Source organism: Variovorax monticola (assembly GCF_051216855.1).
In the GTDB taxonomy this organism is placed as follows: domain Bacteria; phylum Pseudomonadota; class Gammaproteobacteria; order Burkholderiales; family Burkholderiaceae_C; genus Variovorax.
The window spans coordinates 1,077,204-1,099,891 of record NZ_JBPJZP010000002.1; the positions used below are offsets into that span (position 1 = coordinate 1,077,204).

19 protein-coding genes are annotated in these 22,688 nt (G+C 69.2%); 15 read left to right on the forward strand and 4 right to left on the reverse strand.

The features are described 5' to 3' along the window. The first annotated feature begins 21 nt into the window (after nt 1-21). From cbiB to ACSFA5_RS10710, 7 genes are all read left to right on the forward strand, one after another. The gene (gene cbiB / locus ACSFA5_RS10680; RefSeq protein WP_435443982.1) at nt 22-996 is read left to right on the forward strand and encodes an adenosylcobinamide-phosphate synthase CbiB; all 975 of its coding nucleotides are present in this window, start codon (nt 22-24) and stop codon (nt 994-996) included. After that, a complete protein-coding gene (locus ACSFA5_RS10685) occupies nt 993-1,997 on the forward strand; it encodes an aminotransferase class I/II-fold pyridoxal phosphate-dependent enzyme (RefSeq protein ID WP_435443983.1) in 1,005 nt (334 codons plus the stop codon). The genes cbiB and ACSFA5_RS10685 overlap by 4 nt, the downstream gene beginning before the upstream one ends. 19 nt (nt 1,998-2,016) lie before the next feature. After that, nucleotides 2,017-2,370 carry a CidA/LrgA family protein gene (locus ACSFA5_RS10690; protein ID WP_435435930.1) on the forward strand — a complete coding sequence of 118 codons (354 nt, stop codon included), beginning with the start codon at nt 2,017-2,019 and terminating at the stop codon, nt 2,368-2,370. Next, a complete protein-coding gene (locus tag ACSFA5_RS10695; RefSeq protein ID WP_435443984.1) occupies nt 2,367-3,095 on the forward strand; it encodes an LrgB family protein in 729 nt (242 codons plus the stop codon). The genes ACSFA5_RS10690 and ACSFA5_RS10695 overlap by 4 nt, the downstream gene beginning before the upstream one ends. A gap of 56 nt (nt 3,096-3,151) precedes the next feature. Then, nucleotides 3,152-3,703, forward strand: coding sequence for a GNAT family N-acetyltransferase (locus ACSFA5_RS10700; RefSeq protein ID WP_435443985.1), 552 nt, complete (start codon nt 3,152-3,154; stop codon nt 3,701-3,703). A gap of 22 nt (nt 3,704-3,725) precedes the next feature. Continuing rightward, complete coding sequence (locus ACSFA5_RS10705) at nt 3,726-4,199, forward strand: OsmC family protein (protein WP_435444093.1); 474 nt, start codon at nt 3,726-3,728, stop codon at nt 4,197-4,199. A gap of 144 nt (nt 4,200-4,343) precedes the next feature. Continuing rightward, complete coding sequence (locus tag ACSFA5_RS10710; RefSeq protein ID WP_435443986.1) at nt 4,344-6,209, forward strand: PQQ-binding-like beta-propeller repeat protein; 1,866 nt, start codon at nt 4,344-4,346, stop codon at nt 6,207-6,209. 79 nt (nt 6,210-6,288) lie between these two features. Here the strand turns inward: ACSFA5_RS10710 and ACSFA5_RS10715 are convergent, their stop codons facing one another. Further along, complete coding sequence (locus ACSFA5_RS10715; RefSeq protein WP_435443987.1) at nt 6,289-7,056, reverse strand: flagellar brake protein; 768 nt, start codon at nt 7,054-7,056, stop codon at nt 6,289-6,291. Nucleotides 7,057-7,237: 181 nt separating this feature from the next. Continuing rightward, complete coding sequence (locus ACSFA5_RS10720; protein WP_435443988.1) at nt 7,238-8,152, reverse strand: LysR family transcriptional regulator; 915 nt, start codon at nt 8,150-8,152, stop codon at nt 7,238-7,240. Nucleotides 8,153-8,334: 182 nt separating this feature from the next. Between ACSFA5_RS10720 and ACSFA5_RS10725 the strand changes: the two genes are divergently transcribed. The 4 genes from ACSFA5_RS10725 (at nt 8,335) to ACSFA5_RS10740 (ending at nt 15,467) form a co-directional block, all read left to right on the forward strand. Further along, the gene (locus ACSFA5_RS10725; protein ID WP_435443989.1) at nt 8,335-9,255 is read left to right on the forward strand and encodes an alpha/beta hydrolase; all 921 of its coding nucleotides are present in this window, start codon (nt 8,335-8,337) and stop codon (nt 9,253-9,255) included. Nucleotides 9,256-9,403: 148 nt separating this feature from the next. Then, complete coding sequence (locus tag ACSFA5_RS10730; protein WP_435443990.1) at nt 9,404-10,654, forward strand: efflux RND transporter periplasmic adaptor subunit; 1,251 nt, start codon at nt 9,404-9,406, stop codon at nt 10,652-10,654. 40 nt (nt 10,655-10,694) lie between these two features. Next, nucleotides 10,695-13,982 carry an efflux RND transporter permease subunit gene (locus ACSFA5_RS10735; protein WP_435443991.1) on the forward strand — a complete coding sequence of 1,096 codons (3,288 nt, stop codon included), beginning with the start codon at nt 10,695-10,697 and terminating at the stop codon, nt 13,980-13,982. An 18-nt stretch (nt 13,983-14,000) separates the two neighbouring features. Continuing rightward, nucleotides 14,001-15,467: an efflux transporter outer membrane subunit gene (locus ACSFA5_RS10740; RefSeq protein WP_435443992.1), complete on the forward strand. Its 1,467-nt coding sequence runs from the start codon at nt 14,001-14,003 to the stop codon at nt 15,465-15,467. Nucleotides 15,468-15,531: 64 nt separating this feature from the next. Here the strand turns inward: ACSFA5_RS10740 and ACSFA5_RS10745 are convergent, their stop codons facing one another. Further along, a complete protein-coding gene (locus ACSFA5_RS10745) occupies nt 15,532-15,759 on the reverse strand; it encodes a hypothetical protein (protein ID WP_435443993.1) in 228 nt (75 codons plus the stop codon). A gap of 155 nt (nt 15,760-15,914) precedes the next feature. Between ACSFA5_RS10745 and ACSFA5_RS10750 the strand changes: the two genes are divergently transcribed. Genes ACSFA5_RS10750 through ACSFA5_RS10765 form a run of 4 tightly spaced genes read left to right on the forward strand, consistent with a single transcriptional unit; the run spans nt 15,915 to nt 19,794 of the window. Further along, nucleotides 15,915-17,375, forward strand: a complete 1,461-nt coding sequence (locus ACSFA5_RS10750; RefSeq protein WP_435443994.1) for a cobyric acid synthase — start codon at nt 15,915-15,917, stop codon at nt 17,373-17,375. Continuing rightward, nucleotides 17,372-18,412 carry a nicotinate-nucleotide--dimethylbenzimidazole phosphoribosyltransferase gene (cobT, locus tag ACSFA5_RS10755; RefSeq protein ID WP_435443995.1) on the forward strand — a complete coding sequence of 347 codons (1,041 nt, stop codon included), beginning with the start codon at nt 17,372-17,374 and terminating at the stop codon, nt 18,410-18,412. The genes ACSFA5_RS10750 and cobT overlap by 4 nt, the downstream gene beginning before the upstream one ends. 15 nt (nt 18,413-18,427) lie before the next feature. After that, entirely contained in the window at nt 18,428-19,222 is a 795-nt protein-coding gene (locus ACSFA5_RS10760; RefSeq protein ID WP_435443996.1) for an adenosylcobinamide-GDP ribazoletransferase, read from the forward strand. Continuing rightward, entirely contained in the window at nt 19,219-19,794 is a 576-nt protein-coding gene (locus ACSFA5_RS10765) for a histidine phosphatase family protein (protein ID WP_435443997.1), read from the forward strand. The genes ACSFA5_RS10760 and ACSFA5_RS10765 overlap by 4 nt, the downstream gene beginning before the upstream one ends. A gap of 27 nt (nt 19,795-19,821) precedes the next feature. Here ACSFA5_RS10765 and ACSFA5_RS10770 read toward each other — a convergent pair whose 3' ends face one another. Continuing rightward, nucleotides 19,822-22,569 (reverse strand): LuxR C-terminal-related transcriptional regulator, encoded by a 2,748-nt coding sequence (locus ACSFA5_RS10770; RefSeq protein ID WP_435443998.1) that lies wholly within the window; start codon nt 22,567-22,569, stop codon nt 19,822-19,824. Nucleotides 22,570-22,688 lie beyond the last annotated feature (119 nt).

The following is a 22,688-nucleotide window of genomic DNA, read 5'->3' on the forward strand; positions in this document are numbered from 1 at the left end:
TTCGCGAGAATGGCGGGTCTCATGCTCCACCCGAATCCTGAATACGCCCTTGCCGTGGCCGCCGCGCTGTGGGTCGCGCTGGTTGTCGACCGCTGGCTGGGCGAGCCGCCCGCGGCGCTGCACCCGGTCGTGTGGATGGGCAACTACCTGGGTTGGATCGGCTCGCGCGCCGCGCCGCGCATGCACCTGTCGAAGCCGACCGACCTGCCTATGTTCTTCATCGGCGCCTTGACGTGGTGCGTCGGCGCGGCGTGCGTCTGGGGCGTCGCCATGGCCTTGCAGACGCTCGTCACGCAGTGGCTTCCCCTGTGGGCCGTGGCGCTTCTGCTCGGCCTGCTGCTCAAGCCGCTCTTCGCCTGGCGCATGCTGCGCGACGAAGTGCTGGCGGTCGAGGCCGCGTTGGCCGTGTCGCTCGATGCCGGGCGCCGGCAGCTGGCGCGGCTGGTGAGCCGCGACGTGTCGCTGCTCAGCGAGCGCGAGGTGCGCGAAAGCGCCATCGAGTCGCTCGCGGAGAACCTCAACGATTCGCTGGTGGCGCCGGTGTTCTGGTTCGTGCTGCTCGGCCTGCCTGGCGCGGTGCTCTACCGCTTCGCCAACACGGCCGACGCCATGTGGGGCTACCGCGGCGAGCGCAACGGCCGCGACTGGACCTGGCTCGGCAAATGGGCCGCGCGCGCGGACGACGTGCTGTCGTGGGTGCCGGCGCGCATCACGGTGCTGCTGCTGGCGCTCGCTGCGTGGCGCTGGCCCGCAGGGCTTGCTGAAGAGGCGCGCCGCACGCCGTCGCCCAACAGCGGCTGGCCGATGGCGGCGATGGCGCTGCTGCTCGGCGTGCGGCTGGCCAAGCCGGGCGTGTATGCGCTGAATGCCGAGGGGCGCGCGCCTTGCGCGGCCGACCTGCAGCGCACCGCGCGGCTGGGCGAGCGGGCAGCCCTGGCGCTGGGCGTGGTCGCGTCGCTGGCCATCGTGGCGACCACGGGGTGGAGTTGGGCATGAACGCCGCGCTGCATGGCGGCCCCGACGCCTCGGGCGCCGCACCGCACGACTTTTCGACCAACGGCAATGCGGTGGGGCCGTGCCCGGCCGCGCTGCAAGCGCTGCGCACCGCCGATGCCGCGCATTACCCGGACCCGCACTACACGGCCTTGCGCGGCAAGCTCGCGGCCTTTCATGGCGTGTCGGCGCGGCGTGTCGTCATCGCGGCGAGCGCGAGCGAATTCATCCACCGCATCAGCGCCGCCGTGATGCAGCAGGGCGGCCGCACGGTGTGGCTGCCGGCGCACAGCTATGGCGACTACGAGCGCGCGGCGCAGGCCTGGGGCCTGCGGGTGCTGCGCGCACCGCAGGCGGCTGCCGACGCCGCGCTGCGCTGGTGCTGCGAGCCGTCGAGCCCGATGGGCCAGCCGCAGGCCGATCTGCCGCAGCATGCCGCCAGCGGCCAGGGTGTCTGCGTGCTCGACCTGGCTTATGAACCGCTGCGCCTGCAAGGAATGCCGTCGCTCGACGACACGCAGCGCAACCGCGTCTGGCAGATGTGGACGCCCAACAAGGCCATGGGCCTGACCGGCGTTCGCGCGGCCTATGCCGTCGCGCCCGACGATGCGGATGCAGGTCTGCTGCAGCGCATCGAATCACTGGCGCCCTCGTGGCCGCTGGGCACGCACGGCGTCGCATTGCTCGACGCCTGGGTCGGTGACGAGGCCCAGCGCTGGCTCGCGCAAAGCCTGCATGCCTTGCGCGAATGGAAAGCGCAGCAACGCGCGCTCTGCGAATCGCTGGGCTGGGTTTGCCTGCCCAGTGACGCGAACTTTTTCTGCGCGCGCACCGACCGCCCGTACGCCGCGCTGGCCGACGCCCTGCGCACGCAAGGCATCAAGCTGCGCGACTGCGCATCTTTCGGCCTGCCGGGCCATGTGCGCCTGGGCGTGCTGCCGCCCGCGAGCCAGAACGCCCTGAAAGAGGGATGGACACGCGCGGCCTCTTGCGCCGACCATTGAACGCGGAACTGCACGGACCATGCTCTACGCCATCACCACGCTCTTTCTCTGCCAACTCGCCGGCGAACTGCTCGTGCAGTGGCTCGGCCTGCCCATTCCCGGTCCGCTGATCGGCATGGTGCTGCTGTTCATCGGCCTGCTGGTGCGCCGTGGCGTGCCGCAGGCGCTGACCGACACCTCGGGCCATCTGCTGCGCAACCTGATGCTGCTGTTCATTCCGGCCGTGGCCGGCGTGATGCTGCATTTCGAGCGGGTAGGGCGCGAATGGCTGCCTTTCCTGGCCGCGGGCATTGTCGGCGCGGCGTTCACCATGACCGTGACCGCGCTCACGTTCCGCTGGATGATCCGCCTCACCGGCAAGGACGCCGAATGACCGCGCCCGCCAGGCTCTCCGACATCTGGGTCTTCCTGGCCCAGTCGCCGCTGCTGTGGCTGTCGCTCACGCTGCTGGCCTACCTGGGCGCGCTGTGGCTGCACACGCGCAGCGGGCGCAATCCGGTGGTCAACCCGGTGCTGATCTCGGTGGTGGTCATCGTCGGCGTGCTGCTGCTCACGCGCACGCCCTACGACACCTACTTCGAAGGCGCGAAGTTCGTGCACTTCCTCATCGGTCCGGCCACCGTGGCGCTGGCCGTGCCGCTGTACGGCCAGGTCGGGCGGCTGCGGCGGCTGTGGCTGCCCATCGGCGTGGCGCTGCTGGTGGGCTCGGTCGCGGCCATCGTGTCGGCCATCGGCATTGCATGGGTGCTGGGCGGCTCGCACGAGCTGATGATGTCGCTCGCGCCCAAGTCGGCCACCATGCCCATCGCCATGGGCGTGGCCGAGAAGATCGGCGGGCTGCCCTCGCTGGCGGCCGTGGCCGCGGCGGTGGCCGGCATCTCGGGCGCGATCATGGCCACCGGGCTGCTGAACCTGCTGCGCATCAGGGAGCCCGCCGTGCGCGGCTTCGCGGTCGGCATGGCGGCGCACGGTATCGGCACGGCGCGCGCCATCCAGGTGAACGAGACGGCGGGCGCGTTCTCCGCGCTGGCCATGGGGCTGAACGGCATCGCCACCGCGCTGCTGGTGCCGCTGGTCGTGAAGCTGATGGGAGCCTGAAAGGGAACGAACGCGTGTCGCTGTACCGGTCCCGTCCCCTCACCGATCCGCGCCCGATGGAGCTCGTCTGGCCCGCCAGGCCCTACCTGGGCGGCTATGTGTCGGCCTTGAACCGGGGCTGGGCGCGCGACGAGTCGCGTCCCGAATCGGGCCCCGAAGAGCGCGCCGCCATCGAGGCCGATGCCGCGTTGTTTCTCGCGAGCCTGGTCGACCGCGAGGCCCGCGGCGCGCCCATTGCCCTGCCCGACGGCACGCAGGTGCCGCGGCTGCCGGGCTACAAGTGCTGGATGTGGGACGGCGAGTTCTGCGGCAGCATCGACCTGCGCTGGCAGCCCGGCACCATCGCCTTGCCGGCCTACTGCCTGGGCCACATCGGCTACAACGTCGTGCCCTGGAAGCAGCGCAAGGGCTATGCGACGCGCGCGCTCGGCGCGATGCTGATGCTGGCGGCCGGCGAAGGGCTGAGCCGCGTCGAGATCACCACCAGCCCGGGCAACCTGGCGTCGCAGAAGGTGATCGAGGCCAACGGCGGCGTGCTGGCCGAGACCTTCATCACGCTGCCCAGCCAGGGCAGCCTGACCAAGTACCGCTACTTCATCTACCTCTGAATCCTGAGCAAGGAGCAAGACCCTGGCCCACTACACCGCGGAAATCCTCTGGGAGCGGGGCGAGCAGGACTTCCTGGCCAACACCTACAGCCGCAGGCACTCGCTGCGCTTCGACGGCGGGGCGGAGGTGCCGGGCTCGTCGTCGCCGCACGTGGTGCCGTTGCCGATGTCGGATGCCTCGGCTGTGGACCCGGAAGAGATGTTCGTCGCCTCGCTGTCGAACTGCCACATGCTGTGGTTCCTCACGATGGCGGTGAAGCGCAAGTTCGTGGTCGACCGCTACTTCGACGCGGCCAGCGGCGTGATGGAAAAGAACGCCGAAGGAAAGATGGCGATGACGGTGGTCACGCTGCGCCCGCAGGTGACGTTCTCGGGTGCCCACCTGCCCACGCGCGAGCAGGTCGCGCACATGCACCACCGCGCGCACGACGAATGCTTCATTGCCAATTCGGTCAAGACCGAGGTGCGCTGCGAGCCGGTGTTCCAGGTCGTCTGAGCCACCGGAAGATGCTGAGCCGAATTGTTACGATGCGTGTCTTGAGCTGACGGCGAGTGTTCAGGCAACGTACCGAGCAGCCTTCATCGACATGCGCCGGCAAGGCGCTCAGACCCGGCTCGGATCGGGAGGGAGACCAGAAGAATGCTTCGTTTGTTCGTGGTAGTGGGCGTCGCCGTGTGCGCCTTGAGCGGCTGCGACAGGATGAGTGCCGCGCTGACGCCGGCTGTGGACCGGATCAACCAGGCGTTTCCAGTCGCGGAGGAAGCCCAGTTCGCAATGACCAAGCTGATCGGCTCGATGGACGAGGGCGACAAGGACGCGCCCCGCTTGAAGGCGCAGTACGACCGTCTGCTGCAAGTCAGGGCGCTGACCTGCACGGCCGCTTCAGGCATCGGCCGCTTCGACACCGCGCTGGAGATCCGGAAAAAGGTAGCGGATTCCACCTGCTTTCGCGAGCAGGACGCTCAGCTGACGGAATGGGTCGGCTTTCGCCGCGTGTCCTTGCTGCTGGTCAAGCCGGCGCTGTATCCGAAGGTCGAACTGCATGCCAGGCAGACCCTTCCGGCGGACAAGGACAGGGGGGCCGGAAGCGTCGGCATTGTGACGTCGGCGGAGTCCAACGTTGCCGTCGTGAAGTCGGGAAGCGGCACGCTCCATGCCATTCGCCTGCCCGACGGGAAGCCGATACACACCTTCACCGTGGTCAACACTGGGCGTCCGGGCCTCTCGCTCTCGCCGAACGGGCGCGTGTTTGCGGCGCCGTACGACGCGGGATCGGGCTTGAAGCTCATCGACGTGGAGACCGGCGCCGCGCTGTGGAACACAGACAAATATCAGGGCCTCGTGACCTGGCTGCCCTCGTTGAATGCGCTGGTGCTGGCACAGGGCGGCCAAGGCCAGCAGACGGTAATCGTCGATGCGCTGAGCGGCAAGGCCACCGATTACCCGCTGGCCGAGAAGCGTCCGACCTGGGCGCTGGCGCTGCCGGGTGACGGAAGCCGCCGCCTCGTCGGCGGCGGGAGCGGCATGGCGATCATGGCGCATGCCCGCGAGCCCGACGGCACGATTTCGGCAACGCAGAGCAATTTCTGGCGGCTGGCGCGATCAACGTCGTCTTCTCCCTCTCCATTTCTCATGGACAACGGCACGAAGGCGTTCTATCTCGACGCGCGCAATCTGGCTTGGATCGATCTTGTGTCGGGCGAGCAGGGTTTCTGGGAGACGTCGGCGCTGGGCATCCAGCACGGGTACGCCAAGCTCGACGAGGCGTCGATCTTCCTCACGAGCGTGGCGCTGGGGTCTTACGTTGGCCAGGGCAAGGTGATCGATGTGTTGCAGCGCACGATCGCGCCGGTTTCGAACTACCAGCCGGCTGACGGGGTGCTGCTGCCATTGACGCCGCGCACGGGCTACATGCGCTATGGCTCGGTGACGACGATCGGCGGCAGTGACATCGAGACAGGGCCTGCGCAAGATCTGCAGCAGGCGATCGCGGCGGCGCAGCTGGAGATTCAGTTGGCCAAGCTCGCCCCACCGCCGCAGTCTGTGTGGGGCGGAGCACCCGCACCGACGACGCTGCCGGAGGCGCCGCCGCTGCTCAGCCACGTGCCCCGCGACGCACAGGTGGCCGTGGTCGGCGTTTACGAGTCGAAGGCGGCAACGCCGCGGCGTTCGGACGCCAGCCGTGCCTTGAACGTCGTTCGGGTCAACGTACAGCCGGCGTCGACACCGGTGGTGCTGGTGCTGTCCAGCTACGAGCCGGTTCGCTGGGTCATCCAGAACAGCGGACGAAAGATCTCCGCGGTGCTGCTGTCCGGGTACTCCGAATCCGAAGCCCTCGGCGCTGGCAATGTGCCGGTCTTGAAGATCGGCGCCACCTCCGCATACAAGATGGAAAGCACGGAGTACGAGAGGCTGAAGCGAGATGTGAGGCGCTATGTGTCGAACCCGGTGCGCTCCTTCCAGGGCAGCTACGCGGGGCAGGAGTTTTCCGTCTCTGGATTCTGAGGGCGTCCGGCGGGCCCGTCGGCGTGGCCGCGCTTGGTTGCGCCCTTTCCAAGAATGCGCGCGCGGGGCGCTCCCGGCGTCAGCGCACCATCGCGTTGCGCTTCATTTCGAGCTGGTTGATGAGCTTCTGCAGCCGGCCCTCCACGCTGCCCGGCAGCGCCATGAAACGAAAGCCCAGCTGGTAGCGCAGCTTTCCGTTCGGCAGCGTGGTGTGGCGCCGCGACACGAGTTCGAGGTCGATCGAGAGTTTGCCCAGGGTGCCCAGGGACAGCTCGCAGTTGCGCAGGAAGGTGCCGATCGACAGGTTCGTGATGCGCTCGTCCATGGTGCGCATGCCGACGCCGCCGAGCGACAGGTCGTTCACTTCGAAGCGAAACGCATCGCCCTTGGGCCAGCGGCCCGTGCAGGTGAATGAATCCAGCGGCGTCTCGACGCGGAAGTACTCGCGGCGCTGCAGGTAGAACAGCACCTCGGGAAAGTCGGCCTCGAACGCGGGCAGCCCTTCGAAGCGGCTCTCGCGCGGCGAGGCGGTGGCGAACTCGATGCGCACGCCCTCGGGCTGGGCGCTGAACTGGCAGCGCTGCGCAGTCAGCAGGCCCTGGTTCTGCTCGGCCGACGCGCCCCAGTCGAAGGTGAAGGTGCGCGCGCGCACGTCCACGTCCAGAAGCTGCGTCACGAGCTGGCCGCGGGCGTGCTGCACGGTGAGAAAGTCGCTGCCGTTGACGAGATTGCGCAGCCGGGCGCCGATTTCCATCGGGTTGCGGCGGCCGAACTCGTCGGCGCTTTCGTCTGGCGCGGTGTGCGTCTGGCCGGGCGCGTCGGCCTGGCCGTTCGACTGGTTTTCCATGGGCTTGCGGTTCAGTAGGTTCTTGCGGGCGCGGTCTTGGTCGAAGCCGCGGCACGCGCGTTCAACCGGAAAGTGCAACGCCCTCCGGTGTCCAGCAGGTCTGGCTCACTATCAATAGCGGCAAAAACCGGCCGAAGTTTAGGGGGCGCAGATGAAATATTTGCGGGGCCGGCCCGAACGGTCAGCGCCGCTGCAGCCGCGGGTTCTTGGCGAACAGCTCGGCGGCCCAGTCCACGAAGGCCCGCACCTTGGCGCTCAGGTGGCGGTTGGGCGGGTACACCACGTGAATGGGCAGCGGGTCGCGCTCCCAGTCGGGCAGCACCTCGACCAGCTCGCCGCTTTCCACCAGCGGCTCGGCCATGAAGGTGATGACCTGCGAAATGCCGAAGCCGCCCACCACCGCCGTGATGTGCGCGTTGCTCTCGTTCACCGACACGCGGTAGTGCCCGTTGAGCTCGATGTGCTCGTCGCCCTTCTTGAATTCGTGCGGGTACACGCGCCGCGTGGTGCCCGAAAAGTAGCTCACCACCACGTGGCGCTTCTCGATTTCGTTGGGGTGCTGCGGCATGCCGTAGCGCTTGATGTACGCGGGGGACGCCACGGTCATGAAATGCAGCGTGCCGATGCGCCGCGCCACCAGCGACTGGTCGTTGAGCTCGCCCGCGCGGATCACGCAGTCGACGTTGTCGCTGATCAGGTCGACGGTGCGGTCGCTCACGCCCAGGTCGACCTGGATGTCGGGGTAGCGGTCGCAGAAGCTGGCCAGGTGCGGCAGGATGATCAGCCGGGCCACCGAGGTGCCGATGTCGACGCGCAGCCGCCCCGTGGGGTTGGCCTGCGCATTCGTCATGCTGGCTTCCATGTCGTCGAAGTCGTTGAGCAGGCGCGCGGCGCGCTCGTAGTAGGCCGCGCCGTCGGGCGTGACCGTCACGCGGCGCGTGGTGCGGTTGAGCAACTTCACGCGCAGGCGCAGTTCCAGCGCCTGAATCTGCTTGGTGACCGTGCCCTTGGGCAGCGCGAGCGAGTCCGCCGCACGGGTGAAAGTGCCCGCTTCCACGACGCGGACAAAGATCCTCATGGCCTGGATTTGATCCATCGAATGCCTGTTCTGGGTGCCCGGCCCACACCGGGGGAGGCGGATTCTTACACAGCAAGGGCAATTCCCTAGTGACCATCCGATTGTTAGCGGATTGGAAACAGAGTAAGGGCATCAACCCTGTTTAACGCCGCAGCCCGCGCCGTATATTTCATCCATCGCCCAATTCCCCGAGGTCGCCCATGTCACCCGCTCCATCGTCCCTTTCTGCCGAAGCTGCCGCCCGCGCCGCGGTGCAAGGCGTGGAAGCCGATCTTTCGATCGAGCTGCCCGGCCGCGAGGCGGTCCGTGCCCGCGTGTACGGCCAGCGCGCCAAGGCGGACGTGGCGCCGCTGGTGCTGCATTTCCATGGCGGCACCTTCGTGTGCGGCAACCTGGACAACGGGCGCAACGTGGCCCGGCTGCTGGCCGGCGCGGGCGCGGTGGTGGTGTCGGTGGCTTACCCGCTGGCGCCGGAGTCGCCGTTCCCCGAACCCATCGAGGTGGGCTACGCCGCCCTCGAATGGCTCTACAAGCAACGCACCAAGCTCGGTGGCAAGGGCACGCAGGTGTACCTGGCCGGCGAGGAAGCCGGCGGCAACCTGGCCGCCGCGGTGGCGCTGATCGCCCGTGACCGGGCCCATCCGCCGATCGCCGGGCAGATCCTGCTGTCGCCCATGCTCGACCCGTGCGCCGGCACCGCCTCGCTGCGCAAGGCCACCAGCGACGCCGCCGAGTGCCGCTGGGCCAGCGGCTGGGAAAAGTACCTGAGCTGCCCCTCGAACGCCACGCATCCCTATGCGGTGCCCAGCGGCTCGCTGCGGCTGGCAGCGCTGGCACCGGCGCTGGTGCTGGTGGGCGCGGACGACGCGATGCACGACGAGGCGATGGCCTTCGCCGCCCGCCTGCGCAGCGCCGGCATCGACGTGACGAGCAGCGTGCTGCCCAGCGCCGCGAACTGGCCCAAGGCGCTGTACGACACCGAGAACACGGCTTGCGTGGCCTGCGAGGCCACGGTGGAGCGGCACTTTCGTGAGTTCTTCAGCGCCACCACGCCAAAGACAACGCCCCCGACGGCGCCACCGACCGTGCCCTCGGGTGCGGCGACCAACCACCCCAGTTAGCACCCAGCCCGCCCCGGCTGCCTGATCGACACGCTGCCAACGCGGCAGCGTGCGAGGGCTCTTTTTTTCCTGAATTTCGCCTCCTGGTGCCGAAAAGCGCCGGGCTGGCCTGTTGCATCCCAAAAGTCATCGAGAAGGACGAACCATCATGTCGAACAACGAAAAAAAGCTGTTTTCCACCGCCCCCCGGGGACTGTGGCCCGCAGTGACCGGCCTGACCGCGGTGCTGGCCGTGGCCGCCGCCGTGCTGGGCATGCACAGCTTCAAGGCCGAGGCGAACAACGCCCCGGCGGCACCCCCCGCCACGCCGGTGTCGGTCGCCACCGTGGCGTCGAGCGAGATCAACGCCTGGGACGAGTTCTCGGGCCGGCTCGAAGCCGTCGAGCGTGTCGATGTGCGCTCCCGCGTGGCGGGTGCCGTGCAGTCGGTGCATTTCCGTGAAGGCACGCTGGTGAAGCAGGGCGACCTGCTGGTCACCATCGACCCCGCGCCCTATGCGGCCGAGGTCGAGCGCGCCGAGGCGCAGGTCGCCTCCGCGCAGGCCCGCCAGTCGTTCAGCCGCAGCGAGCAGGAACGCGCCAAGCGCCTGTGGGACGACAAGGCCATCGCCCAGCGCGAGTACGACGAGCGCGTGAACGCCGGCAGCGAGGCCAACGCCAACCTGCGCGCGGCGCAGGCCCAACTGCTGACGGCGCGGCTGAGCCTGGGCTACACGCAGGTGCGCGCCCCGGTGTCGGGCCGCATCGGCAAGATCGAGGTGACGGTGGGCAACCTGGTGGCGGCCGGTCCGGGCGCCCCGGTGCTGACCACGCTGGTCTCGGTGAGCCCGATCTACGCGAGCTTCGATGCCGACGAGCAGGTCATCACCCGCGCCCTGAAAGACCTGCCGAGTGGCTCCAGCGCACGCGGTCTCATCGATTCGATTCCCGTGCAGATGGGCACCGCCGGCCTCGACGGCACGCCCTTCACCGGCAAGCTGCAGCTGATCGACAACCAGGTCGATGCGAAGAGCGGCACGGTGCGCGTGCGCGCCTCGTTCGACAACAAGGACGGTGCGCTCATTCCCGGCCAGTTCGCCCGCATCCGCATGGGCCAGGCCCGCAACGACACCGCGCTGCTGGTGAGCGAACGCGCCATCGGCACCGACCAGAACAAGAAGTTCGTGATGGTCGTGGGTGAAGACAACAAGGCCGTCTACCGCGAAGTGACGCTGGGCGCCGCCATCAACGGCCTGCGTGTCGTGAGCAAGGGCCTGAAGGCGGGCGACCGCGTGGTGGTCAACGGCCTGCAGCACATCCGCCCGGGTGCGCTGGTGGCGCCGCAGCAAGTGACCATGGACGCCAAGGCCGACCCCAAGCAACAACAACCGGAACGCGTGGCCGAGGCCGCGAAGTCCTGATTTCGCAGGAGGGCGCTTTCGCGCCCACCGGAGAACCAACATGAATCTTTCCAAATTCTTCATCGACCGGCCGATCTTTGCCGGCGTGCTGTCGCTATTGATGCTGATAGCCGGCCTGATCGCGCTGCGCGGGCTGCCGATTTCGGAGTACCCGGAAGTCGCGCCGCCTTCGGTGGTGGTGCGCGCCACGTACCCGGGTGCCAACCCGAAGGTGATCGCTGAAACGGTGGCCACGCCGCTCGAAGAGCAGATCAACGGCGTCGAAGGCATGCTCTACATGGGCAGCCAGGCGACCACCGACGGCGTGCTCACGCTCACCGTTACCTTCCGCCTGGGCACCGACCCCGACAAGGCCCAGCAGCTGGTGCAGAACCGAGTCTCGCAAGCCGAGCCGCGCCTGCCCGAGGAAGTGCGCCGGCTCGGCATCACGACCGTCAAGAGCGCGCCCGACCTGACGATGGTGGTCCACCTCGTTTCGCCGAACAACCGCTACGACATCAACTACCTGCGCAACTACGCGGTGCTGAACGTGAAGGACCCGCTCGCGCGCATCGAAGGCGTGGGCCAGGTGCAGATCTTCGGCGGCGGCGACTACTCCATGCGCGTGTGGCTCGACCCGCAGAAGGTCGCGCAGCGCGGCCTCTCGGCCAGCGACGTGGTGGCTGCGATTCGCGGCCAGAACGTGCAGGCCGCGGCCGGCGTGGTGGGTGCATCGCCGGGCCTGTCGGGCGTGGACATGCAGCTGTCGATCAATGCGCAAGGGCGCCTGCAGAGCGAGGAAGAGTTCGGCGACATCATCGTCAAGAGCGGCACCGACGGCGCCGTGACCCGGCTGCGCGACATCGGCCGCCTGGAGATGGGCGCGGCCGACTACTCGCTGCGTTCGCTGCTGAACAACGACCCGGCCGTGGGCATGGGCGTGTTCCAGGCACCGGGCTCCAACGCGCTCGACATTTCTTCCAACGTGCGCAAGACGATGGAAGCGCTCAACAAGAACATGCCCGAAGGGCTGGAATACCGCATTGCCTACGACCCGACGCAGTTCGTGCGTGCGTCGATCGAATCGGTGATCCACACGCTGCTCGAAGCCATCCTGCTGGTGGTGCTGGTGGTGATCCTGTTCCTGCAGACGTGGCGCGCTTCCATCATTCCGCTGCTGGCCGTGCCGGTGTCGGTGATCGGTACCTTCGCGGTGCTGCATGTGCTGGGCTTCTCGATCAACGCGCTGAGCCTGTTCGGGCTGGTGCTGGCCATCGGCATCGTGGTGGACGACGCCATCGTGGTGGTGGAGAACGTGGAGCGCAACATCGAGGCGGGGCTCTCGCCGCGTGAGGCGACCTACCGTGCCATGCGCGAAGTGTCGGGGCCCATCATCGCGATCGCGCTGGTGCTGGTGGCCGTGTTCGTGCCGCTGGCTTTCATCAGCGGTCTCACGGGCCAGTTCTACAAGCAGTTCGCGGTGACCATCGCCATCTCGACGGTGATCTCGGCCGTCAACTCGCTCACGCTGTCGCCCGCGCTCGCTGCCTTGCTGCTGCGCGGCCACGACCAGCCCAAGGACGCGCTGACGCGCGGCATGGACAAAGCATTCGGCTGGCTGTTTCGCGGCTTCAACCGCCTGTTCCATCGCGGCTCGGAGGCCTACAGCGGCGGCGTGAAGAGCGTCATCTCGCGCAAGTCGCTGATGCTGGTGATTTACGTGGCGCTGGTCGCGGTGACCTTCGGTCTCTTCAAGGCGGTGCCCGGCGGCTTCGTGCCGGCGCAGGACAAGCAATACCTCATCGGTTTTGCCCAACTGCCCGACGGCGCCACGCTGGACCGCACCGAAGACGTGATCAAGCGCATGGGCGAACTCATCAAGAAGAACCCGAACGTGGAGGACGCGATCTCGTTCCCGGGCCTGTCGATCAACGGCTTCACCAACAGCTCGAACTCGGGCATCGTGTTCGTCACGCTCAAGCCCTTCGACGAGCGCAAGCGCAACGACCAGAGCGGCGGCGCGGTGGCCGGCCAGCTCAACGGCGCCTTCTCGAGCATCCAGGACGCGTTCATCGTGATGTTCCCGCCGCCACCGGTGGCGGGCCTGGGCACCACGGGCGGCTTCAAGCTGCAGCTGGAAGACCGCGCCTCGGTGGGCTACGACCAGATGGACCAGGCGGTGAAGGCTTTCATGGCCAAGGCCCAGGCCGCGCCCGAGCTGGCCGGCATGTTCACGAGCTGGCAGGTCAACGTGCCGCAGCTGTATGCCGACATCGACCGCACCAAGGCGCGCCAGCTCGGCGTGCCGGTGACGGACATCTTCGACACCATGCAGATCTACCTGGGCAGCCTGTACGCCAACGACTTCAACAAGTTCGGCCGCACGTACAGCGTGCGGGTGCAGGCCGATGCGCCTTACCGCGCCCGTGCCGAAGACGTGGGCCTGCTGAAGGTGCGCTCGACGAGTGGCGAGATGGTGCCGCTGGCCGCGCTGATGAAGGTCAACGCGACCTTCGGTCCGGAACGCGCCATGCGCTACAACGGCTACCTGGCCGCCGACATCAACGGCGGCCCGGCACCGGGCTATTCGTCGGGCCAGGCGCAGGACGTGATCACCAAGATCGCGGCCGAGACGCTGCCCAAGGGCGTGAGCTTCGAGTGGACCGAGCTGACGTACCAGGAAATCCTGGCCGGCAACTCCGCCTTCCTGGTGTTTCCGCTGGCCATCCTGCTGGTGTTCCTGGTGCTCGCCGCGCAGTACGAGAGCCTGACGCTGCCTATCGCCATCATCCTGATCGTGCCCATGGGCATCATGGCCGCGATGGCGGGGGTATGGATATCGGGGGGTGACAACAACGTCTTCACGCAGATCGGGTTGATCGTGCTGGTGGGGCTGAGTGCGAAGAACGCGATCCTGATCGTGGAGTTCGCACGGGAGCTGGAGTTCGCCGGGCGAACGCCGGTGCAAGCCGCCATCGAAGCCAGCCGCCTGCGCCTGCGTCCGATTCTGATGACCTCGCTGGCCTTCGTGATGGGTGTGCTGCCCCTGGTGCTGTCGACCGGCGCGGGCTCCGAAATGCGCAAGGCGATGGGCGTGGCGGTGTTCTCCGGAATGATCGGCGTGACGGCCTTCGGCCTGTTCCTGACGCCGGTGTTCTATGTGCTGTTGCGCCGCCTGGCGGGCAACAAGCCGCTCAAGCTGCATGGCGAAGTGCCGCACGGCGACGAGTTCGTGTCGGCCGAGCACCCCGCAGCGCCTGCACCGCAAGGCCCGCACGGCGGTTCGGGTGGTGGTGGCCTGCACCCGGTGCCTGCCTCGCCGCGCCCTTCGCACGGTTCGCATGACTGATCGAGAAGAAAGCTGATCATGAAATTCTCAGTACAACCTTTGGTGAAGCCTCTTCACGCATTTCGCACGGCGCTGCTGCCGCTGATGGCCGCCCTGGTGCTGGCCGGCTGTGCCACCGTGCCCTCGGGCGTGCCCGAGATCACGACCACGGCCCAGTTCAAGGAGCAGGGCGCCACGCCGCCGGCCGGCTTCACGCGGGCCCTGCCTGCCGAGGCGCAGGCGCGCGGTGCCTGGTGGCTGGCGTTCAACGACGCGGCGCTCGATGCGCTGGTCGAGAAGGCCGACGTGAACAACAACAACATCCAGGCCGCCGCCGCGCGGCTGGCCGAGGCCCGCGCGCTGGCGCGCAGCGCCAACGCCGACCGCCTGCCGCAGATCGGCCTGGGGGCCGGTGCCAACCGCGGCGCGGGGCTGGACAAGGCCACGGCCAGCACCCGCCCGGCAACGATCACCAACATCGGTGCCACCTTCTCTTACGAGGTCGACCTGTTCGGCCGCCTCTCGGGCGCCAGCAACGCGGCCAAGCTGGACGCGGCCGGCCGCGAGGCGCTGCTGCAGAGCACGCGGCTGGCGGTGCAGGCCGAGGTGGCGCAGACCTATCTGCAGTTGCGTGCGCTCGACGCCGAGCGCGCCCTGGTGCGCGAGCAGGTCGAGGCCTACCGCGACACGCTGCGCCTGACGCAGCGCCGCGAGCAGGCCGGCGACATCGCCGAGCTCGACGTGGCGCGCGTGCAGACCGAGGTGTCGTCGACCGAATCGGATGCGCTGGCACTCGACCGCCAGCGCGCCCAGGTGGAGCATGCGCTGGCCGTGCTGGTGGGCGATTCGGCCTCCAGCTTCGGGCTGCGCAGCGACGAATGGGCGACGGCGCTGCCGGCCATTCCGCCGGGCGTGCCGGGCACGGTGCTCACGCGCCGGCCCGACGTGTCGGCCGCGCAGAGCGCCGTGCTGGCCGCGCAGGCCCGCGTGGGCGTGGCGCAGACGGCCTGGTTTCCGGACATCTCGCTGACCGGCGCCGCCGGCTATGCCTCGCCCGAAATCGGCGACCTGTTCAAGTGGTCGGCCCGCTCGTGGGGCGTGGGTGCGCTGCTGTCGCTGCCGATCTTCGACGGCGGGCGCCGCGAGGCGGGCGTGCAGGGCGCCAATGCGCAGCTCGACGGCGCGCTGGCCAGCTACCGCACGCAGGTGCTGGTGGCGTTCCAGGAGGTCGAAGACCAGCTGTCGGCCATCCGCATCCTGCAGGAGCAGTCGGTGGTGCAGGCGCAGGCCGTGACCTCGGCGCAGCGTGCCACCAGCCTGTCGGACACGCGCTACCGCAACGGATACATCAGCCAGCTCGACCTGCTGGACGCACGCCGCAGCGAACTGCGCAACCGGCGCCAGGCGCTGCAGGTGAAGTCGGCGCAGTACCAGGCGGCCGTGGGCCTGATCCGCGCCATTGGCGGCGGTTGGGACGCGCCCGCGCAGACGGTGGCGGCGCGCTGAGCGGTTCGTAGCTGAAAGATTGAAAGCCTGAACGCCGCAAGGCGGTCTTTGCGCCGCCGCAGGCTCAGTCGTTGCTGGCTGGGTTTGCGGCGGCGCTTATTTTTTTCAGCTCGGACACGCCCATGGCCAGGGCGTTGGAATAGCTGGTCTGCGGCTTGGTGGCGGCGCGATAGACGCGGTAGTCGAGCGTTTCCGACAAGTCGCCGCCGTGGTGGGCTTCGAGCAGCGTCCAGAAAAACTGGCCGGGTTCGCGTTCTTCGACGGCAAGCGCCAAATCGTTCAAGGCTGGCATGGGTCTCTGGGGAGTGCGTTGTGTGTGTGACGTTCAAACTACGCATTTAGAGGACTTTTGGATTCACTTTCTGCATTTGCGATGCGTCGGGCGTGAAAAATGTCGCAATTCGTAGTGCTCCAAGGCGCTGAATCCGGCTCAACGACAATCCGCCGATGAGTTCAAAGGCGAAAAACGGGCCGGCGCAGTGCGTCATGGTCCTGGGCACCACCAGCGGGGCCGGCAAGAGCTGGCTGGCCACGGCACTGTGCCGTTGGTATGCGCGCCGAGGCCTGAAGGTGGCGCCCTTCAAGGCGCAGAACATGAGCAACAACGCCCGCGTGGTGGGCAGCGGCGAGATCGGCAGCGCGCAGTATTTCCAGGCGCTGGCCGCCAACGCCGTGCCCGACGTGCGAATGAATCCGTTGCTGCTCAAGCCCGAGCGCGACACCCACAGCCAGGTGGTGCTGATGGGGCAGGTGAGCGAAGCGCTGTCGGCATTGCCCTGGCGTGGCCGCAGCGAACGCGTGTGGCCGCAGATCGCGCAGGCGCTGGACGAACTGCGTGCCGAGAACGACGTGGTCGTCATCGAGGGCGCGGGTTCGCCGGCCGAGATCAACCTGATGGCCAGCGACATCGTCAACATGCGCATCGCCCGCCACGCCCAGGCGCGCTGCCTGCTGGCCACCGACATCGACCGCGGCGGCGCCTTTGCCCACCTGTACGGTACCTGGGCGCTGCTGCCGGAGGCCGACCGTGCGCTGCTGCGCGGCTTCGTGCTCAACAAGTTTCGCGGCGACGCCTCGCTGCTGGCGCCCGCGCCGCAGCAGCTGCAGGAGCTGACCGGCGTGCCCACGGTGGCCACGCTGCCCATGTGGTGGCAGCACGGCCTGCCCGAGGAAGACGGCGTGTTCGACGACCGAAGCCGGGCCAGCGGCACCGTCACCCGCACGGTGGCGGTGGTGGCGTACCCGCGCATCAGCAACCTCGACGAGTTCCAGGCGCTGAAGAACGTGCCCGGCGTGCGGCTGGTCTGGGCGCGCACGCCGGCCGACGTGGCCGGCGCCGACTGGATCGTGCTGCCCGGCTCCAAGCACACCAGCGGTGACCTGGCCTGGCTGCGCGCGCAGGGGCTGGACCGCGCCGTGGCCGCGCATGCCGAACGCGGCGGCGCGGTGCTGGGCATCTGCGGCGGGCTGCAGATGCTGGGTGAGGCGCTGGTCGATCCGCACGGCATCGACGGCAACGCGCCGGGGCTCGGCCTGCTGCCTCTGGTGACGGTGTTCGCGCGCGAGAAAACGGTGCGCCATCGCGCCGCGCGGTTCGGCGAGCTGAACGGCGCCTGGGGCGCGTTGTCTGACGTGCCCGTGACCGGCTACGAAATTCACCACGGCCAGACCGCCGAGCACCCGCAGATGGCGCAGGCCGGCCAGGCCGTGATGCCCGACGGGCTGGCGTGGCAGAACACGCGCGGCAACGTGCTGGGCATCTACCTTCACGGCCTGTTCGAGGACCCGGGCGCGCTGCAGGCGCTGTTCGGTGCGTCCGTGCCCACGCTGGACGCCACCTTCGACGGCCTGGCCGATTTCATCGACACCCACTTCGACGCCGGCGTGCTGGCCGGACTGATTGCATGACCGACTTCATTCCTTCCATTCCCGATCTCGCCGATGCGGCATTGGCCGCACGGCTGCAAGTCGCGCTCGACAACAAGACCAAGCCGCAGGGTGCGCTCGGCCGGCTCGAGACGCTGGCCCTGCGCATCGGCACCATCCTCGGCAGCGAGCAACCGGTGCTCCAGGCCCCGCAGATGCTGGTGTGCGCGGGCGACCATGGGCTGGCGGCGCGCGGTGTCTCGGCCTACCCGAGCGACGTGACCTGGCAGATGGTCGAGAACTTCCTCGCGGGCGGCGCGGCGGTGAGCGTGCTCGCGCGCCAGCATGGCCTGGCACTCACGGTGGTCGACTGCGGCGTGCGGCGCGACTTCCCGGCTCGGCCCGGGCTGGTGTCGCGCCGAATCACCGAAGGCACCGCCGATGCGTCGGCCGGCCCCGCCATGAGCGCGGCGCAATGCGCGCAGGCCATCGCCAACGGGCGCGAGGTGGTGCGCGCGTTGCCCGGCAATGCGCTGCTGCTGGGCGAAATGGGCATCGGCAACAGCTCGTCGGCGGCGCTGCTGCTGGCGCGGCTGGGCGGGCTGGACCTGGACGCCTGCATCGGTGCCGGCACCGGGCTGGATGCGGCCGGCCTGCAGCGCAAGCGCGAGGTGCTGCGCCAGGTGCTCGCCCTGCATGCGTCGGCCACGGCGCCGCTCGACGCACTGGCGGCCTTCGGCGGTTTCGAGATCGCGACGCTGGTCGGCGCGGTGCTGCAGGCGGCCGAGGAGCGCCGCGTGATCGTGCTCGACGGCTTCATCGCCAGCGCGGGCGTGCTGGTGGCGCAGGCGCTGCAGCCCCATGTGGTGCAGCGCTGCGTGGCGGCGCATTGCTCGGCGGAACCGGGGCACGCGCTGCTGCTGGCGCAGCTGGCGCTCGATCCGTTGCTGCACCTCGACCTGCGCCTGGGCGAAGGCTCGGGCGGGGCGCTGGCCTGGCCGCTGCTCGAATCGGCCTGCCGCATCCTGCGCGAGATGGCCAGCTTCGAGGCGGCGGGCGTGTCGCGCAAGGACGCTTGAGGCCGAATGACACCGATGAACGGCGTTCGCCACTTTCTCCTGGCGCTGCAGTTCTTCACGCGCGTGCCCGTCACCGGGCCGCTTGCGGCGTGGGTCGGCTTCAGCCCGCAGATGCTGCGCGCCAGCGCGGCGCACCTGCCCGGCATCGGCTGGCTGGTGGGCGCGGTGGCGGCGCTGGTGTTCGTGGGGGTGGGCATGGGCTTGCCCGGCGTGGCGGGCGCACTGGCGGCCGCCGTGCTGAGCACCGTGGCCACGGTGATGCTGACCGGCGCCTTCCATGAAGACGGGCTGGCCGACGTGGCGGACGGCCTGGGTGGCTCCGCGAACCGCGACCGGGCTCTGGAGATCATGAAGGACTCGCGCATCGGCGCCTTCGGCGCGGTGGCGCTGGTGCTGGCGCTGGGCCTGAAGTTCGCGCTGCTCGCCGCGCTGGCCGCGCGCGGGTGGCAGGCGGCGGCCGCGGCCATCGTCGGCGCGCACGTGCTGTCGCGGCTGATGCCGCTGTTCCTGATTCGCTGGCTGCCCTACGTGGGCGACAGCGGGGCGAGCAAGGCGAAGCCGCTGGCGGACGCGATCAGCCGGGGCGCGCTGTGCATCGCCTTCGTGTGGGCGGTGCCGGCGGTGGCGTTGCTGCTGTACGCGCACGACGTGGCGCACGTGGGCGCGGCGCTGCTTGGGGCGGCGGTGGCCGCGGGCTGGATGGCGCGGCTGTTCGTGCGCCGGCTGCAGGGCTTCACCGGCGACGGCCTCGGAGCGACCCAGCAGGTCTGCGAACTGGCGATCTACCTGGCGCTGGCGTGGCACGCATGAGCCTTCCCCGAAGAACGCTCTGGCTCCAGCGCCATGCGCCGGTGTTGGCCGAATCCGGCCTCTGCTACGGCGCGACGAACCTCCAGGCGCACGCGCAGGCCACGCTGGAGGCCGCGCAGCGCATCGCGCCCTTGCTGCCCGCCGGACTCCGCCTGCGCAGTTCGCCACTGCGGCGCTGCGCCGAGTTGGCAGATGCCATCGTGGCGCTGCGTCCGGACCTGGCCGTGCAGCACGACGCCCGCCTGGCCGAGATGAACTTCGGCGCCTGGGAAGGGCGGCCGTGGTCGGCCATTCCGCGGGAAGACCTGGACGCATGGACGGCCGATTTCGCCGACGCCCCGGCCGGCGTTCATGGCGAGAGCGTGCGCGCCTTCATGCAGCGCGTGGCCGCGGCGCACGACGAGTGGCTGTCCGGCGAGGGCGATGCGCTGTGGGTCACGCATGCCGGCGTGCTGCGCGCGGTGATGCTGCTGCAGCGCGGCGTTCGCTGCGCCGAGACCGCCGCCGACTGGCCCGCGGGTGAACTCGCCTTCGGCGGCTGGCTCACTTTCGACGATTCGCCCGGCCACTGACGCACTGACGCACAGACGCCGCCGCGGCTACTTGCCGCCGTTGCGTTCGCGTTCCAGCCGCAGGCGTTCGGCCACGGCGTCGCGCCCGTGAGCGTCGAGCTTCAGGTAGATGTTTTTCAGATGCCACTTCACCGTGTCGAGCGACAGGCCGAGCGTGAGCGCGATCTTCTTGTTGGGCATCGGCTGCACCAGCAGCTCGGCAATTTCGGCCTCGCGCAGCGTGAGCAGGCGGGCCACGCCTCGCTCATCCTGAAAGCGCACGGCCGGCGGCGCGGTGTGTTCGTCGCGCTGCGACCGCGCCAGCGCTTCGATGCGCTCGACGAAGAACACCAGCACGGGGTCGAGGCTGGGCACCGCGCGCGTGGCCTGGATCAGCTGCAATGCGTTGTCATGGGCGCCCAGCAGGGTCTGCATCAGGCCCAGCCGGTGACCCATGCGAAGGGCCGCCCGGACGCGCGTGCCCGAAGCGTCGGCGCGCCCGAGCCTGCGCTCGACCTCTGCCGCCTGCAGCTGCAGGGCGGTCACGAGGCCGACCTGGCCGCGCTGCCTGTAGCGTTGGGCGAGTTCCTCGATCTTCGACAGCGCCAGCTGCAGCGCAGGCGGCTGGCCCTCGTGCATGGCCATGCGGATGCGCGCCTGCTCCAGCACGTCGGCCACCTGCCGCAGGGCGCTCGATTCGGCGCCCGGACGCAGGGCATGCAGCGCCTCGATGTCCTGCAGGGACACCCGTGCCGCATCGGCGTCGTGGCGCGCCAGCTGGATCTGAAGCTGCTCGAGCAGGACGCAGGCCAGCGCGTGGTCCATCCCCAGGCGCTGCAGGAGGCCCGCGGACTGCCCGAGGTGGGCGAGGGCTTCGTCCCACCGGCCGGCGGCCTGCTGCGCGCGGCTCGACACGATGATCATCCGCAGCGTGGTGTCGGGAATCAGCCCGTCCTGCGTGCCCGGCTGTTCCTCGATGAAACGCGCGGCCACCGCGGGGCCTTGCTGTTCGTACAGCACCTCGGCCAGCAACTGGGCCGTCAGCCGCCCCGCCTCTGGACAGCGCGTGCCGCGTTCCTGCATTTCGCGCAGCACGTTGCGGTAGATGCGTTCCGCGCGGTGCATCTGGCCTTCGACGGCGTAGGACAGGCCGATCAGGCACTGGCCCACCAGCGAGCCGAACAGGGTTTCCACGACGGGCTCGCCATTGACCGTGGCCAGCGGCTCGTCGTGCTGGATCTGCCGCGCCCGCTCGAATTCGCCGTTGCGAAGGTGCAGCCAGGTCAGCACGTTGCGCCGGCCGGCCCGTGAGAATTCGTCGGCGGCCGCCGGCGGTGCCAGCAGCTCGGGCAGCAGGCGCGAGAGCGCGTCGCTGTCGTCGTGCCGAATCGCGAGCAGGCAGTCGAGCAGGGTGAGGCTGTAGCGCATGGCGGGCGCAAGGCCGCCGAGTTCCACGCGCAGTTGGGCGATGCTGCGCGCGCAGTCGTTCAGCCGGTAGTCGGCCAGCGCGACCCAGGCCTTCCAAAGACGCAGGTTGGCGTTGTCGCCCATCGTTTCGGTGGGGAGCTGGCGCACCAGTGCGATGGCTTCGACCACCTGGCCCTGCACGAACAGCGCCGCCGCGCCGCGCTCGGCCAGCCGGGTGGCCGTTTGCGTGTCGTTGGCGGCCAGCGCGTGCCGCACGGCCTGGTAATGCATGCCCCGCACCGCGAGCGGCGGCCAGGCCTTCGCATGCAGCCTCAGGCGCTCGGCCTCGGGCCACGACCCGAGGCGCGCCAGCAGCACGCGGCGCAGCAGCGGGTGCAGCTGCCACCAGCGCTCGCCGGCCGGGCTTTGCGGCACGACCGACAAGAGGCCGTCGCGCGCCAGCGGGGCAAGCAACTCCGCGCACAGCGACGCACCGTACCCGGCGCCGGCCAGCTCGGCGCACAGCGATGCGCTGAAGCGGGTGGGGGCGGCGCAGAGGGTCAGCAGGCGCAGCTGCGTCGCGGAGAGCCGCGGGAAGACGTGCGCGGCGAAATACGCGGCGAACGGCGCCAGCTCGGCCATGCCCTCGGGCGGAGGCAACAGCGGCTGCGTGCCGCGGCGGCGGCGCAACACGGCGCTTGCCAGCCGCAGCAGGGCCGGCCAGCCCTGGGCCAGGCGATGGAGGGCCGAGGCGGTGCGCTCGTCGATGTCGGGCAGGCGCATCCGCAGGTAGTCGAGCGATTCCGGCAGGCTGAAGCGCAGGTCGTCGCTGCGCAGTTCCAGCACGCTGTTCGACCCCGGGGCCAGCGCCAGCGTTGTCGGCAGGCTGTCTCGGCTGGCAAAGACACAGAGCAGGTTCGATGGTGCGTACGCGACGAGCAGTTGCAAGGCGTTCAGCACGTTCTCGCTGTGCGCGCTGTGCACGTCGTCCACGATCAGCACGAGCTTGCGGCCATGGGCGGCAATGCCGCGCACCAGCGCGATGACCAGCCGCTCGATCGCGTCGGCGTCGGGGCGGGCGTGTGCCACGGCATGCCGGGGAATGGCGGGGTCGACGGCGGCCAGGGCGGCCATGAGCGCCGTCATGAAATGCAGGTCGCCCTCCGCGAGGCTGGCCAGCTTCACCCAGGCGATGTCGGTGCCCGCGACGACAAGTTCGCGCTGCCAGGTGAGCAACAACGAACTCTTGCCGAAGCCCGCGGGCGCCTGCAGCACGATGCATCGGCGATGGTCCTGTGCGGACAGCCGGGCGAGCAGGCCCCGACGGGCCAGCAGGCGGCGGCTTCGGGTGCGCAGTGCGGGTGTTCCGGGGGAGCGTGCTGGTTGCATCTGCCCCGGATTCTCATTCATCCCGCGGGCCATATGTATCCCATGTTTGAGGGTTTGCCCACCCCGCCCATCAAGGGTGGGGTGCGACGTGAAAAGGGGGCCGATGACGTGATGAACCA

Bases quoted from the DNA above. Each gene is read 5' to 3' on its own strand.
- ACSFA5_RS10690 (WP_435435930.1), top strand. From the start codon at position 2,017: ATGCTCTACGCCATCACCACGCTCTTTCTCTGCCAACTCGCCGGCGAA.
- ACSFA5_RS10750 (WP_435443994.1), top strand. From the start codon at position 15,915: ATGAGTTCAAAGGCGAAAAACGGGCCGGCGCAGTGCGTCATGGTCCTG.
- ACSFA5_RS10740 (WP_435443992.1), top strand. From the start codon at position 14,001: ATGAAATTCTCAGTACAACCTTTGGTGAAGCCTCTTCACGCATTTCGC.
- cobT (WP_435443995.1), top strand. From the start codon at position 17,372: ATGACCGACTTCATTCCTTCCATTCCCGATCTCGCCGATGCGGCATTG.
- ACSFA5_RS10715 (WP_435443987.1), bottom strand. From the start codon at position 7,056: ATGGAAAACCAGTCGAACGGCCAGGCCGACGCGCCCGGCCAGACGCAC.
- ACSFA5_RS10745 (WP_435443993.1), bottom strand. From the start codon at position 15,759: ATGCCAGCCTTGAACGATTTGGCGCTTGCCGTCGAAGAACGCGAACCC.
- ACSFA5_RS10765 (WP_435443997.1), top strand. From the start codon at position 19,219: ATGAGCCTTCCCCGAAGAACGCTCTGGCTCCAGCGCCATGCGCCGGTG.
- ACSFA5_RS10700 (WP_435443985.1), top strand. From the start codon at position 3,152: ATGGAGCTCGTCTGGCCCGCCAGGCCCTACCTGGGCGGCTATGTGTCG.
- ACSFA5_RS10695 (WP_435443984.1), top strand. From the start codon at position 2,367: ATGACCGCGCCCGCCAGGCTCTCCGACATCTGGGTCTTCCTGGCCCAG.
- cbiB (WP_435443982.1), top strand. From the start codon at position 22: ATGCTCCACCCGAATCCTGAATACGCCCTTGCCGTGGCCGCCGCGCTG.
- ACSFA5_RS10720 (WP_435443988.1), bottom strand. From the start codon at position 8,152: ATGGATCAAATCCAGGCCATGAGGATCTTTGTCCGCGTCGTGGAAGCG.
- ACSFA5_RS10760 (WP_435443996.1), top strand. From the start codon at position 18,428: ATGAACGGCGTTCGCCACTTTCTCCTGGCGCTGCAGTTCTTCACGCGC.
- ACSFA5_RS10710 (WP_435443986.1), top strand. From the start codon at position 4,344: ATGCTTCGTTTGTTCGTGGTAGTGGGCGTCGCCGTGTGCGCCTTGAGC.
- ACSFA5_RS10730 (WP_435443990.1), top strand. From the start codon at position 9,404: ATGTCGAACAACGAAAAAAAGCTGTTTTCCACCGCCCCCCGGGGACTG.
- ACSFA5_RS10725 (WP_435443989.1), top strand. From the start codon at position 8,335: ATGTCACCCGCTCCATCGTCCCTTTCTGCCGAAGCTGCCGCCCGCGCC.
- ACSFA5_RS10770 (WP_435443998.1), bottom strand. From the start codon at position 22,569: ATGCAACCAGCACGCTCCCCCGGAACACCCGCACTGCGCACCCGAAGC.
- ACSFA5_RS10685 (WP_435443983.1), top strand. From the start codon at position 993: ATGAACGCCGCGCTGCATGGCGGCCCCGACGCCTCGGGCGCCGCACCG.
- ACSFA5_RS10735 (WP_435443991.1), top strand. From the start codon at position 10,695: ATGAATCTTTCCAAATTCTTCATCGACCGGCCGATCTTTGCCGGCGTG.